Source organism: Bacillus subtilis subsp. subtilis str. 168, from assembly GCF_000009045.1.
GTDB classification, from domain to species: Bacteria; Bacillota; Bacilli; order Bacillales; family Bacillaceae; genus Bacillus; species Bacillus subtilis.
In genome coordinates this window covers 893,894-906,755 of sequence record NC_000964.3, presented here as the reverse complement: position 1 = coordinate 906,755, position 12,862 = coordinate 893,894, and the positions used below count along the sequence as shown (strand labels likewise).

The window sequence follows — 12,862 nt, the reverse complement described above, 5'->3', positions numbered from 1 at the left end:
CTCCTCAATCCCGCAACGTGCGGCCGGTCAGATTCAGAAACAGGCGCTCCAGATTCGGTTCCTGCACCTGAAGAGACAGCAGGTTTATATGATGAGCAGTGGCTTCAGCAAGCAGGCTTGTGACGACTTTCTCATGATGAGCCGCAGAAATGTCAATTTTGAGCTCTAATTCATGTACTGTTACATCATTCACATGGGCCAGAGATCGGATCGCCACAAGAAACGCTTCATTGATCCCGCTGACCGTGAGCTGAATGATGGTATCGCCCCCAAGGCGGCTGCACAAATCAGTTTTTGTGCCAATCGCAATCATTTCCCCCTGATCAATTATCCCGATCCGGTCGCATAAAAACTCAACTTCTTCCATGTAATGACTCGTATAGATCACCGTCATGCCCGTTTCGTTGAGCTGTTTGACCGTTTCTAAAATGTGATTTCTCGATTGAGGGTCAATACCGACAGTCGGTTCATCCATAATCAGCAGCTCGGGCTTATGCATTAAAGCCGCACCGATGTTGATTCTTCGTTTCATCCCCCCGGAAAATGTTTCAATCTTATCTTTAGCCCGCTCAGTCAGACCGACATATTCAAGGACCTCAGCCGCTCTTTTTTTGGCCTCACCGTGCGTAAGTCCGTACATTTTCCCCCAAAACATAAGATTCTCATGAGCCGTCAGCGTCGGATATAATGCAATTTCCTGCGGAACAATGCCGATTTTTTGTTTCGCTTTGGCCGTTTCTTTTCCGATAACATAGCCGCCCACCGTGATGTTCCCGCTGTCATGCGGCACAAGGCCGGAAATCATCGAGATGGTTGTGGATTTCCCCGCACCGTTAGGCCCGAGCAGACCGAACGACTCCCCCTTTTTGAGGGAAAAAGAAATGCCTTTCACGATTGTTTTTTTTCCGTATGCCTTTTTGATGTTTTCTGCTTGCAGCACGTCGTCTCACTCCTTTTTTTGATCCATTGCCATTGTAGAAGAAAGAAAGGCGTGCGGCATGTAGCGGCAGATAGAACATAGGGCATGAAAAAAAGGCCTGTAAAAGGCCTTTTCAGAGAAGCGTATATGCAAAACGTCATATGTCAAAAGACAGATACACCATATCTGACCGAGTAAATGGCGGCTTGGGTTCTGTCCCTGACAGCCAGCTTGCTGATAATATTTGAAACGTGGTTTTTGACTGTGCCTTCTGTAATGTAAAGCTTTTCGGCAATTTCTTTGTTATTCAGCCCGTATCCCAGCTCAGCCAGAACTTCGATTTCGCGCTCGGTCAGGTCGAGCAGCTCGTTAGGTTTTTCTATCTCATTTATTCCTTTCAGCTGTTTTTCACGCTTCCATTCATTCAGCATTTGGGCAGTCAATTCCGGCGGAAGCACCATTCCGCCAGAATGAACAGTCATCACTGCTTTTACAATCGTATCTGCAGACATATCCTTCAGCAGATACCCGCTTGCTCCCTCTTCAAGCGCTTCAGCAATCAGCGCTGAATCCTTAAAGGTTGTCAGCATCAAAACCTTTACGCTTGGCAGCGAGCTTGTGATTAATTTTGTTCCCTCCACCCCGTTGGAAACCGGCATGCGGATGTCCATTAACACGATATCCGGCTCCAGCTCTTTCGCCTTTTCGAAGGCTTCCTGTCCGTTTCGCGCCGTTGCGATCACATCGAGCTCTTCTCGGAGCTGGAGCAGGGATGCCAGCCCTTCTCTGACGATATCCTGATCGTCGGTAATGATGATCTTAATCATGATAAACTCTCCTTTTGCTGCACGGGCCCGAAGCTCCATTTTTTATTGGCAAGTGAAAATTCTGCATTTACAGTAAATCCTTGATCCCGTTCGCTTTCAAAGCGGATCATTCCGCCATGCTCCGCTGCCCGCTTTTTCATATTCAAGAGACCAAAACCAAGTGCTGCCTCAGGATTGCCTTTGCCGTCATCCTTAATGACAAGGCTGATGCTGTCCGTTGTGCAGGCAAGCTGTATCGAACAGGCTGCGGCGCCGCCGTGCCGTTTGGCATTGGTCAGTGCTTCCTGCACCGTTCTGATCAGGGTCGGATGGAGAGACAGCGGGATGATTGCAGGATCACCGCTGACCGCAAATTCTGTTGTGACTCCTGCATTTTTGCAAAAGTCCTCTGTCAGCTGTTTCAGCGATTCGATTAGCGAAGGATCGTTTTCAGTTTGCAGAGTGCGTACTGATAAGCGGACATCATCAAGCGCTTCACGGGCAAGTGTTTCACAGACACCTACTGTCTCATCCGCTTTTTGGCTGTCTCTTTTTTGCCATTCACGCAAAAGCTGCAGCTGGACGAGAAGGGCCGTCATTTTATGCCCCACTGTATCATGGATTTCACGCGCCATTCTGTTCCGCTCGTAAATGGCAGTCAGCTCTTCAACCTGCTTCGCATATAAATGGAGCTCCTGATGTGCAGCAGACAGCGCCAGATGGGACTCCGTCAGTTCCTGAAACTGCTGTTTTGCCGTATCCTGCGCATCCAACAGCTTGCGGATTAATTTGCCCACGACACCGCAGAAGACAACGAATGTCATGCTAGTCAAATGATCAATGACAAATTCATTGCCGAACATCGCATATGTACGGATGAGGACGGTCAAAAATAAAATAGAGGAAAGACATAAGACAGACCATGCTGTTCTTTTAGGAAACCCCCGCAGAAAAAAGGCGACCGCAACCGGACAAAGCATAATAATGAACAAACCTGTGCCGGGAAAGATAAATCCGAACGAAAAGCCGATTGCAATATCAATCAGGCAGAACCAGATGGCATTTGTCTCTTTTGTCAGCAAAACATGATTGGCTGCATACATGGCAGCACCTGCTGCTATAAATACATATCCAAACCAGTTATCCTCTTTCACAATGGACAGATACATTAAACAGCTCACCATCAAGGTGAACATTCTCGTAAAAAAAAGAGCTTTCACGCTCATCACTCCCGATACCCAATTCCCTTCTTATCATACCTGCCTCAGGGCATTTTTGACAGGAGTTTCTGGAAAATAAAAACCGCATATGAACTTTATGTCATATGCGGCGCATTCCCTCATTTATTTAAATTCAACCCAAACTGACCCTTGGTTTGCCGAGCGCACGCAGTTCTCAATCCAGCGAATGCCCTCGATCCCTGCATCAATGTCAGGATAAACCAAGTTGTTCAAGATTTCTTCATCTTCACGGTTTTTGGCGTCTATCGCAATGGCAAATTTAAGATAAATATTGGCCCATGCTTCGGACAGCCCTTCGCTGTGTAAGGCGCCCAGTCGTTCATCGGCGTTGCAAACATCATCTAAATACGGCATGCCGCGAACGAGTGTCTGGCCCGGCTCTCCCTGCACTTCATACGTCAGTTCATTTGGCTTGCTGTCCCACCACTCAATGCTTGCCTTTGAGCCGACAATCCGGATTCTATGGCCATCCATACATCCGGCATTGATTGACGATGTCCACATCGTTCCGACCGCTCCATTTTCATAATGCATCAGCACATGGGCATTATCCTCTAGCGGTGCGCGGCTGCCGACGAAGCTCTGTCGGTCACACAGCAGCTCCTTAATTTTCATCTTTGGCATAATAAGCTGTGACATATAATACGTGTGGGTAGATAAATCGCCCAGCACAAAGCTTGGCCCGGCGATCGCAGGGTCGACACGCCATTTCTGTGCAGCGCTTATCTTTTCACCTTCATCTGTTGCACAAAAACCGTGTGTGTACTGCAAGTCAACCACGCGAATATCGCCGATCATTCCTTGTTCAATCATCGCACGCATTTGAAGAAGCATTTGATTGCCTGAAAAACCGTACGTCACGCCGACAATTTTCCCTTTTTTCTCTGCGAGCGCTTTGATTTCCTGCCCCTCTGCTGAAGTGAAGAACAGCGGTTTTTCACAGATGACATGCACTCCTGCTTCAAGCGCCGCCTTACAAATCTCATAATGAGTGCCGTTCGGAGTGGCAATCGATACTACCTCTATGCCATCCTGTCTTTTCGCTTCCTCGGCAAACATGGTTTGATAGTTGGGATAACAGCGTTCCGCATCCACTCCAAGGTTCACCCCGAAATCTTTTCCTCTTTCGGCATCGATATCAAAAGCGCCAGCAGTTAATTGAAAAGCAGTATTGTCTCTCAGCGCTCCAATACGATGTTTATATCCAACCTGGCTGAGCCGCCCGCCGCCTACCATTGCCCAGCGAAGCGGCTTAGAGATGATTCTTTCTCCATTTAGCATCATGAAAACCTCCTATTGGCTGATGGTTTGTTTTAAAGCTTCTACAGAAGTACGGATGCCCGCTTCAGGTGACATCGTCAGATCCTCCATTTCTAAAGAAACCTCACCTTCATATCCCATCATTTTTACAACTGAAAAAAATTCCTTCCACCACTGTAAATCCTGTCCACAGCCGACAGCTACGTAATTCCACGCCCGGTTTGCAGGATCTGTCACTTCTTTTGTTTCTAAAAGTCCGTTGACCGCCGATAAATATCTTTCAATTCTGACATCTTTCCCATGGACATGGTGAATGGCTGAGCCGAGCTCCCTTGCTGCGATGATCGGGTCTGCGCCCATCCATAACAAATGGCTCGGGTCAAGATTCAAACCGACCATCGGGCCGACTGCATTTCTGAGCCGAAAGAGAGTCTCAGGATTATAGACTAATTGAGAGCTGAAGTTCTCAAGCGCTATTTTCCCCACGCCGCAGGCCTCCGCTTTTTTGACAAGCTTCTTCCAATATGGGATCGCAACGTCTTCCCATTGATAGTTGAGGATATCTTTTAAAACGGGAGGCCAGCTTACTGTGTATGTGATCCAGTTCGGCACTTTGTCGTCCGGGCCGCCGGCTGGCAAACCGCTCATCATGATCACTTTTTTGACGCCTAATAATCCAGCCAGCTCCATCGTTTTGTCAGTTATGTCTCTGTGCGATTTGCCCAATTCACCCGGATCTAAAGGGTTCCCCGAGCAGTTTAATGCGCAAAGTGTCATGTTCCGCTTTTCCAGCGCTTGTGAAAATTCTTTTCTTTTTTCGCTGCTTTGCAGCAATTCATCAAGATTCAAGTGAGGTGCCGGCGACCAGCCCCCGGTTGTCATTTCAAGTGTATCGATCCCAAGCTTTGCGGCAAAATTGAGCATGTCTTCAAAAGGCAAATGCCCTAGGCTGTCTGTTACATAAGATAGTTTCATTGATAGATTCCTCCTGGTATCTCAGGTTACGATAAGTGAGTTGTTTGATTTTGGATTTCCTGATCAGCGCGGCGGCCATACTGGCGAAAGGAATGCTCAAGCTGTTCAAGTGACCGCCCTTTTGTCTCAGGCACATATTTTTTCACAAATAGAATCGCTAGGATATTCATAGCGACAAAGATAAAAAATGTCGCCGACATCCCAATATGATTGAGCAAAATGGGAAAGGTGAATCCAATGAGAAAGTTAGCTGTCCACAAGCAGAAGGTGCTGATCCCCATGCCAAGCCCCCGCACATGCATAGGAAAGATTTCCGAGAGCATCAGCCACGTCACCGTAGAAATGGCAGTCTGCTGAAACGCAAGAAACAAAATGGTCAAACTCAGCACAACATACGGCAGGGCGGGTGTTCCTTCAAGGACAATGGATAAAATCCCGATCAGCAGAAGGGCTGTCATCGTGCCAATCTGTCCGATGATCAGCATGGGCCGGCGACGGACTTTGCCGAGAAGCCATATCCCAAAAATGACCGCAATAACTGAAATAACACCGTTTGCAATATTGCCGATTAATGCAGCTTCTGTTTGAAAACCGGCTTCTCTCAGAATTTCTGTCCCATAGTACATAATCGAATTGACACCGGTAATTTGCTGTACGATGGCGATTCCAATCCCAATGAATAGAATGCGCCTTATCCACGGCTCTTGAAAATCATGAAAGCCGGCCTTTTTTGCTGTGCCCTCAATCGCATGTTTGATTTCTTTTATTTCCTGCTGTGCCTGACTGTCTTCACGGATTTGCCGAAGCACCCGCAGGGCGTCACCCATTCTGCCTTTAGCTGCCAGCCAGCGCGGGCTTTCAGGCACGATGAGCATTCCGAACCATAACACAACAGCCGGAAGTGTCGCGATGACCAGCATATACCGCCATACATTTGCGCTCTCCCCCATTGTGCTGCCAATAATGGCGTTAAAGGTGTATGCCAGAAGCTGGCCAATTACGATCATCAGTTCATTTTGTGTCACGATTCGTCCCCTGCGTTCTGCCGGCGAAATTTCCGCTAAAAAGGTTGGAACCGTTACAGAAGCGCAGCCAACCGCCAGTCCAAGCAGAAAACGAAAGGCAATCATCACGGACGCGTTTGGTGAAAAGGTACAGCCAAGTGTGGCTGCGATGAAGAGTAAGGCTAAATAAAGGATCGTTTTTCGGCGGCCGTGCCGATCGGACAGACGTCCTCCAAACATCGCCCCGAAGGCTGCCCCGAGAAGCAGGGAACTCGCAACCAGTCCTTCTGTAACAGGTGTAAGATTCAGCTGACCTGCAGTTGCCATAAAAGGAAGTGCCCCATTAATGACACCCGTATCATAACCGAACAACAGGCCGCCGAATGTAGATACCAATGTAATCGTTCGTAAAAGCCCTTTATGAGCTAAGCTTTCTTTTCCTATTACAGCCTCTTTCTTTTTTGTACTCACGGCTTTCTTCCCCTTCTTTCAAGAATGGCAGAGCACCCGACACCAAGCATAAGCCAATGCATCCCTCCTTCAGCAATACCCCTTGTTGTAACCGCTTTCTAAAAAGATTATAAGACAACGAGATTTCTCGCGTCTTTATCATATGAAGACATTGTTTTGTCATTTCAGGACATCTTATTCGTGCGGCTTGGCCTGTTCGATTTTTTGAAAAGGTTTATTGATTTGAAATGCGGTCATTTTTGAGTCTTTATAAAGGGAGCGGAAAAGCCCTGGAGAGCTGCCGATTTTAGCGGAAAAGACGCGAGTGAAATAATGTACTGAGAAACCGATTTCTTCCGCTATTTCTTTAATCGACAAATTCGTTGATTTCAGCAGTTCGGCAGCTTTGTTTATTTTTTCATTTTGGACAAATTCTGAGTAGCTGACGCCCAGTTCTGCTGCAAATAAACGTGATAAATGCCTCCCTGAGATATGAAAGTGGCTAGCGACATCCGTCAGCTTTAACGGCTGTGACAGATTGTCTTTTATGTGCAGTTTCACCTCTGTCAGCAAAGCAGAAGATGTGTGAATGGGCTGCTTTTGTTTCGGGCGTTGGGCGTACGGGAGAAAGGTTTGGATTAATGACAGGATCAATGCATGCGACAAATGAGATAGGATCTCTTTGTCAAAAGCATTGACAGGTTGCGCTGCTTGCAGCATTAACGTTTTCCAAAGCAGGCCCGGCGGTTCGCCATCTTTCAATTGCATTGTGATAAAGGGGCTTTGTTTCACTTCTTCCATCACTTTGATCCATTCGGCGCTTGACTGATCCTCGCTCAGCTCGAAAGCGACGTAAAAAAGGAACAGCCCTGTTTCACTTTTGATTTGGTGCAAATGCTCCGGCTTTGACAAAAAAATCGTCTGTTCACGAAGCGGATATGTACGATCGCCTTCAAGGTAATATCCTTCACCTCTTACCACGTAACAAATTTCATAAAAGGAATGCTTATGAAGCAGTGTGTTATAGTGGTTCGTCATCGCTCCCCAGTAGTGGACGTAAAATGAAACATCCTTTTGCTCTAAGCGATGCACATATTGATTTAATGCTATTTTGCCCGTCACAAGGTGGTTGAGTTCCATGTAAACGCCTCCTAACAAGTTGGTTCTCTCATCATAACAAGGCGGACAAAAATAAAAAATCCCCCTGCCGTTATTTCGGCAAGGGGATTGCAGTTAAATCACAAATGTAATATAGGCGCCGGAAACAGGGTCTTTCACACGAAAGCTGTTTTCCGTCTCTTCAATCGAATACCCGGCATGTTTGACTCGGTTTGCCACCAAATCCAGCTCCTCTTGGTGGGGCAGGACAACAGTATAATAATCTAGTCCGCTGGCATTTGTCGGTTTAGGCGGCGCATTTCTTCCCGCCCAAATGTTTAAGCCGATATGATGGTGGTACCCCCCGGCTGAAACGAAGAGGGCGGACATGCCCGCATAGTTTCCGACAATGTCAAAGCCCAGTACATCTGTATAAAACGCCTTTGCTTCTTTCAAATCACTGACATGCAGATGAATGTGTCCGATGATTGTATCGTTCGGAAGCGATGTTTTCCGCTCATCTCCTGCCTCTTCCAGAAGGCCCTCAATGTCAACAGCGGTTGTCGTCATGACGTAGTTTCCTTCCCGATCACGCTGCCACGTGCTGCGGGGGCGGTCAGCGTACATTTCAATGCCGTTTCCGTCAGGATCAGACAGGTAGAGCGCTTCGCTGACAGCATGGTCTCCATGTCCGATAGCAATGCCGTGTTCAATCAGGCGGGCGAGCGCGATCCCAAGTTCTTTCCTGTCCGGAAGAAGAATCGCAAAGTGATAAAGGCCTGTCACAGACCGTTCAGGCAAGACGACAGCGCTCGGATTTTCTTCAAGAATAAGCAGTACGCGTTTCCCGTCAGCCGTTAATTCCGCTTGGCGGTCCGTCTTTTTTAAGACTTGAAAACCGATGACGTTACAGTAGAACTGAAGCGAACGCTCCAGACTGCGAATTGTGAGTTTGGCATAGCCAATGTGTGTATCCTCATGAATGCTGGTCATGCTGCATGCCTCTTTTCTTATGCTGAAACGTTTCCGTTCTTTTTTCCTTTAAACACAAATGGGTCCAGCGCCAGGAATCGACTTCCAGTAAGCGCCAGGTGAATGGATGTCAAAAGCAGAAGGTAATCAAATTCTGCATTGCCCATGAATGGCGCTTTCAGCTTAACAGTGATGATGGCGCCGATCAGTGTAAGAGCGAACAGTACACCGACAATACGTGTAGCCAATCCGAAGAAGACAAGCACTCCGCCAATCAGTTCAATCGCTGCGATGACATACGCCATAAAGCTTGGAAGGCCTATGCTGCCGAAAAATTGGATGGTGCCCTCCATTCCCTGAAACTTTGATAAACCGTGAACAAAAAAGATAATACCTGTAATAACTCTTAAAAGTAATGTGCCAATTTCAAATGATTTATTCATTTTATCCTCCTTGATAAATGTTATCACTTACTTAATGTAAGCTAGTATATATACATAACTTGTTTACGTCAAGTAATTTTGTTACATTTTACGAAAATGAAATAAAAGTACTATAAAACTGTAACAAAAAAAGACCTCTGTGCAGGACAAAGGTCTATTTCTCAAATTGGCTTTCATATAAGTCACTGTAAAATCCTTTTTGCCGAATCAGCTCGTCATGGCTGCCTTTTTCAATCATTTCACCGTTTTTTAGCACCACAATCTGGTCCGCTCTTTGAATGGTGTTCAGCCTGTGGGCAATGATGACGCTTGTTCTTCCTTCCATTAAACGGGCGAGCGCTTCTTGAATGTTGACTTCTGTAACGGTATCAATGTTGCTTGTCGCTTCATCCAAAATGAGAAGAACCGGATCGGCAAGCACCGCCCTCGCTATAGAAATCAACTGCTTCTGCCCTTGACTGATGCCCGAACCGTTTTGCGTCAGTACGGTGTCATACCCTTTTGGCAGCCTTTCAATAAAACTATGGGCATTCGCTGTTTTTGCAGCGGCTTCGACTTCCTGATCAGAAGCATCAAGCCTGCCGTAGCGAATGTTTTCTCTGATCGTTCCCTGAAATAAGAAAGAATCCTGAAGAACAAACCCCATGTTTTTTCTTAGGCTTGCTCTAGTAAGGGTTTTAATATCTGTACCATCGATTAAAATTTTTCCATCGTTAGGCTCGTAAAAACGGGCGAGAAGGTTAGTGACGGTTGTCTTCCCCGCCCCCGTCGGTCCTACAAACGCGATGGACTGCCCCGCAGGCACGGTAAACTGTAAATGCTTCAGTGTCTGCTGCCCTTTATCGTAACCGAAGGACACATCCCGGAATTCAATGCTGCCTGTTTGGATGGGCTGATGCACGGCGTTCTTTTCATCCTCGCGCTCTTCTTTTTCATCAAGCACGTCAAACACCCGTTCAGCGCCGGCGATTGCGGACAGCATCGTATTAAACTGGTTGGCCAGATCGTTTAAAGGGCGTGTAAATTGTCTTGAATACTCGGCAAAGACAACGATGGAGCCGATCGAGATCCAGCCTTTCAGCGCAAACAAACCGCCGATTGCCGCAATCATTGTAAAGCTTAAGTTATTCAAAGAGTTCATGACCTTCGGAATAAACCCGGAAATCGTCTGCGCCCAAAAGCCCGACGTCTTGAGTGCAGCGTTTTTTTCGAGGAATTCAGCAGTAATCTGCTTCTCACGTGAATATGCTTTGATGACCTTTGCGCCTGAAACAGATTCCTCAATATACCCATTCAGATCACCAAGGTTTTTCTGCTGTTCTTTAAACAGCTTTCCCGTTCGGTTGGTGATCCATTTCAGGCTCGCTGCCATCACCGGAATAATGGTCAGCGTAATCAAAGTAAGGAGCGGGCTCATGTACAGCATCACCGCAATCGTCCCGACAAAGGTGATCACACTTGACAAAATTTGAATGACTGACGTGTTTAAGGTAGAACTGACATTTTCGATGTCATTCGTCACCCGGCTCATCAGCTCGCCGTGCCGCTGTTTATCAAAAAATGGAATCGGCAGCTCATGCAGATGGGTGAACAATTCGCTTCTCATTCTGAAAACCGTGCCCTGCGAGATCGTAATCATCCAATAGTTTTGAAACCAAAGCGACAGGGACTGAATGATATAGATAGCGAGCAGAAGAAGCAAAACAGGAATCAAGCCGCTGACCGTTTTCCCGACGATAAAATGGTCGATGGCCTTTCCGATCACAAAGGGACCAAGGAGTCCGAATATGGCGCTGATGACAACCATTAGCATGACAAGTATGAGCAGTCCTTTTCTTTCAGCCAAGTAAGACCAGATTCGTCTCAGTGTGCCCTTTGTATCCTTTGCTTTCGCCCGCTTTTTCGCGCCTTCTTTTTTGTCAATTGGCAGTTTGGGATATTGGAAAGGCTTGCGGATGTCTTTTAGCATGACTCGCTCCCCTCCCTTCCGAATTGTGACTCGTAAATGCGCTTGTATAACTGAGATTCAGAAAGCAGCTCACTGTGAGTGCCTTTTTCAATCAGTTCGCCGTCCTCAAGCAGCAAAATCTGATCAGCTTTCATCGCCGTGGTTATTTTTTGTGTAATGATCAAAGTTGTGCAATGGTATGTGCTGATTGCTTCAAGCAGCTTCGCCTCCGTTTGCAGATCAAGCGCGCTTGTGCTGTCATCTAATAGAAGGATAGCCGGTTTTCGAATCAGCGCCCGCGCAATGGAAATCCGCTGCTTTTGGCCGCCGGACAGGTTGACGCCTCTTTGCCCCAAAACAGTGTCATATCCATTTGGGAGCTTTAAAATCGTTTCATGAATTTGCGCAAGTTTTGCCGCATCCATTATTTCATCTAGTGAAGCATTTTCTTTGCCCCAAGCGATGTTTTCTTTGATTGTGCCGGAAAACAAGAGGACTTCCTGCGGTACATATCCAATTTGCCTGCGCAGCCCTTCAGCCGGAATATCTTGAACCGGCTTTTCATCTATGTAAATGCGGCCTGAATCCGGCTGATAAAGCCGCGGAATGAGCTGAAAAAGCGTGGACTTGCCCGAGCCCGTCGCACCGAGAATCGCGATCGTTTCTCTTGGCTTTGCGGAAAATGAGACATTCCTGAGCGCTTCTCTGTCCATTTCAGGATAGCGAAAGGATACATGCTGAAACTCAATCCGTCCTGACAAACGATCAGATATGGTGCCTTCCTCCCGCTCGTCGCCTTCTGTTTCAAGCACCTCACCGATTCTATCCCCTGAAGCCTTCGCCCGGGTGAAAATCATAATCAAAAACGGAAACATCGAAAGCGCGCCTGTAATTCGTGTTGCGTAGTTAATTATCGCAACAACATCGCCAACCTGAGTGCTTCCGCTCGTAATACTGTAGGACCCCGCCCACAAAATCAAAAGGATGCAGAGATTCATCAGCAGCATCAGTACAGGCATCGTGAATTCCACAAGCTGAAAGGCCGAAACCGTTTTTTCCATCAGCCTTGTGTTGGCTTTGATAAATCGTTTGACTTCGTGGCTGCCGCGAAGCAGCGCTTTGATCAGCTTGATTGCAATTAAATTTTCCTGCATGATGGTGTTCACTTGATCCAGCCTTTTCTGCACTGAGCGGAACAGTGCCCCGCCTTTCCTTAATACCCATAGCAAAAACAAGATCAGGATCGGAATGGTCACAAGCAGAAAAAACCCGAGTTTCACATTAACGGCAAGCGACAGCACAATGCCGCCTGCAATCATTAAGGGAGCCCGCAGCATAAACCGCAAACTCATAAAAATCATATTTTGAACCTGTGTGACGTCGTTTGTCAGCCTTGTAATATAAGAAGAGGACGAAAACTGTCCAAATGTGGAATAGGAGAAGGACTGGATTTTTTGAAAAAGCCCTTTTCTCGTATCATAGGAAAAGCTTTGGCTGACATGGGCGGCATAAAAGGAATTCAGCATCCCCGCCGCAAAGGATAACACGGTCAGCCCGATCATGACCGTGCCCCATATCCATACATGCCGCAGATCTTGCTTCAATATCCCATCGTCGATGATTTTTGCAATCAATAAAGGCTGCATCAGTTCAACTGCAAGCTCCGTCAGCATAAGAATCAGAGCAATTCCCGCCAGCAATGAATATGGTTTTAAAAACGACAAAGCCTTTTGCATGTAAAAGCCT

General features: G+C 46.9%; 11 protein-coding genes. All 11 read right to left on the bottom strand.

Annotated features, from left to right (window positions below; translation table 11 throughout):
• Nucleotides 1-4: 4 nt before the first annotated feature.
• Entirely contained in the window at nucleotides 5-940 is a 936-nt protein-coding gene (gene bifL, locus BSU_08310; RefSeq protein NP_388712.2) for an ABC transporter (ATP-binding protein) biofilm formation, read from the bottom strand.
• Between the two features lie 143 nt (nucleotides 941-1,083).
• Nucleotides 1,084-1,746 (bottom strand): two-component response regulator [LinJ] (linearmycin resistance, biofilm formation), encoded by a 663-nt coding sequence (linK, locus tag BSU_08300; protein ID NP_388711.1) that lies wholly within the window; start codon nucleotides 1,744-1,746, stop codon nucleotides 1,084-1,086.
• On the bottom strand, nucleotides 1,743-2,945 hold the full coding sequence (linJ, locus tag BSU_08290) for a two-component sensor histidine kinase [LinK] (linearmycin resistance, biofilm formation) (protein NP_388710.1): 1,203 nt from the start codon (nucleotides 2,943-2,945) through the stop codon (nucleotides 1,743-1,745). The genes linK and linJ overlap by 4 nt, the downstream gene beginning before the upstream one ends.
• A gap of 123 nt (nucleotides 2,946-3,068) precedes the next feature.
• Entirely contained in the window at nucleotides 3,069-4,250 is a 1,182-nt protein-coding gene (gene yfiI, locus BSU_08280) for a putative oxidoreductase (protein ID NP_388709.1), read from the bottom strand.
• Nucleotides 4,251-4,259: 9 nt separating this feature from the next.
• Complete coding sequence (yfiH, locus tag BSU_08270; protein NP_388708.1) at nucleotides 4,260-5,201, bottom strand: putative sugar-phosphate epimerase/isomerase; 942 nt, start codon at nucleotides 5,199-5,201, stop codon at nucleotides 4,260-4,262.
• Nucleotides 5,202-5,227: 26 nt separating this feature from the next.
• Entirely contained in the window at nucleotides 5,228-6,676 is a 1,449-nt protein-coding gene (gene yfiG / locus BSU_08260) for a putative sugar/proton transporter (protein ID NP_388707.1), read from the bottom strand.
• Between the two features lie 174 nt (nucleotides 6,677-6,850).
• Entirely contained in the window at nucleotides 6,851-7,795 is a 945-nt protein-coding gene (yfiF, locus tag BSU_08250) for a putative transcriptional regulator (AraC/XylS family; cupin family) (RefSeq protein ID NP_388706.1), read from the bottom strand.
• A gap of 93 nt (nucleotides 7,796-7,888) precedes the next feature.
• Nucleotides 7,889-8,746, bottom strand: a complete 858-nt coding sequence (gene catE, locus BSU_08240; protein NP_388705.2) for a catechol-2,3-dioxygenase subunit — start codon at nucleotides 8,744-8,746, stop codon at nucleotides 7,889-7,891.
• Between the two features lie 17 nt (nucleotides 8,747-8,763).
• Complete coding sequence (gene catD, locus BSU_08230) at nucleotides 8,764-9,168, bottom strand: catechol-2,3-dioxygenase membrane subunit (protein ID NP_388704.1); 405 nt, start codon at nucleotides 9,166-9,168, stop codon at nucleotides 8,764-8,766.
• A 154-nt stretch (nucleotides 9,169-9,322) separates the two neighbouring features.
• A complete protein-coding gene (yfiC, locus tag BSU_08220) occupies nucleotides 9,323-11,137 on the bottom strand; it encodes a putative ABC transporter (ATP-binding protein) (protein ID NP_388703.1) in 1,815 nt (604 codons plus the stop codon).
• Nucleotides 11,131-12,852: a putative xenobiotic ABC transporter subunit (ATP-binding protein) gene (yfiB, locus tag BSU_08210; RefSeq protein ID NP_388702.1), complete on the bottom strand. Its 1,722-nt coding sequence runs from the start codon at nucleotides 12,850-12,852 to the stop codon at nucleotides 11,131-11,133. The genes yfiC and yfiB overlap by 7 nt, the downstream gene beginning before the upstream one ends.
• Nucleotides 12,853-12,862 lie beyond the last annotated feature (10 nt).

Excerpts from the sequence above, each read along its gene's own strand:
- yfiC (NP_388703.1), bottom strand. The coding sequence starts at position 11,137 with ATGCTAAAAGACATCCGCAAGCCTTTCCAATATCCCAAACTGCCAATT.
- yfiB (NP_388702.1), bottom strand. The coding sequence starts at position 12,852 with ATGCAAAAGGCTTTGTCGTTTTTAAAACCATATTCATTGCTGGCGGGA.
- catD (NP_388704.1), bottom strand. The coding sequence starts at position 9,168 with ATGAATAAATCATTTGAAATTGGCACATTACTTTTAAGAGTTATTACA.
- yfiH (NP_388708.1), bottom strand. The coding sequence starts at position 5,201 with ATGAAACTATCTTATGTAACAGACAGCCTAGGGCATTTGCCTTTTGAA.
- yfiI (NP_388709.1), bottom strand. The coding sequence starts at position 4,250 with ATGATGCTAAATGGAGAAAGAATCATCTCTAAGCCGCTTCGCTGGGCA.
- catE (NP_388705.2), bottom strand. The coding sequence starts at position 8,746 with ATGACCAGCATTCATGAGGATACACACATTGGCTATGCCAAACTCACA.
- yfiF (NP_388706.1), bottom strand. The coding sequence starts at position 7,795 with ATGGAACTCAACCACCTTGTGACGGGCAAAATAGCATTAAATCAATAT.
- linK (NP_388711.1), bottom strand. The coding sequence starts at position 1,746 with ATGATTAAGATCATCATTACCGACGATCAGGATATCGTCAGAGAAGGG.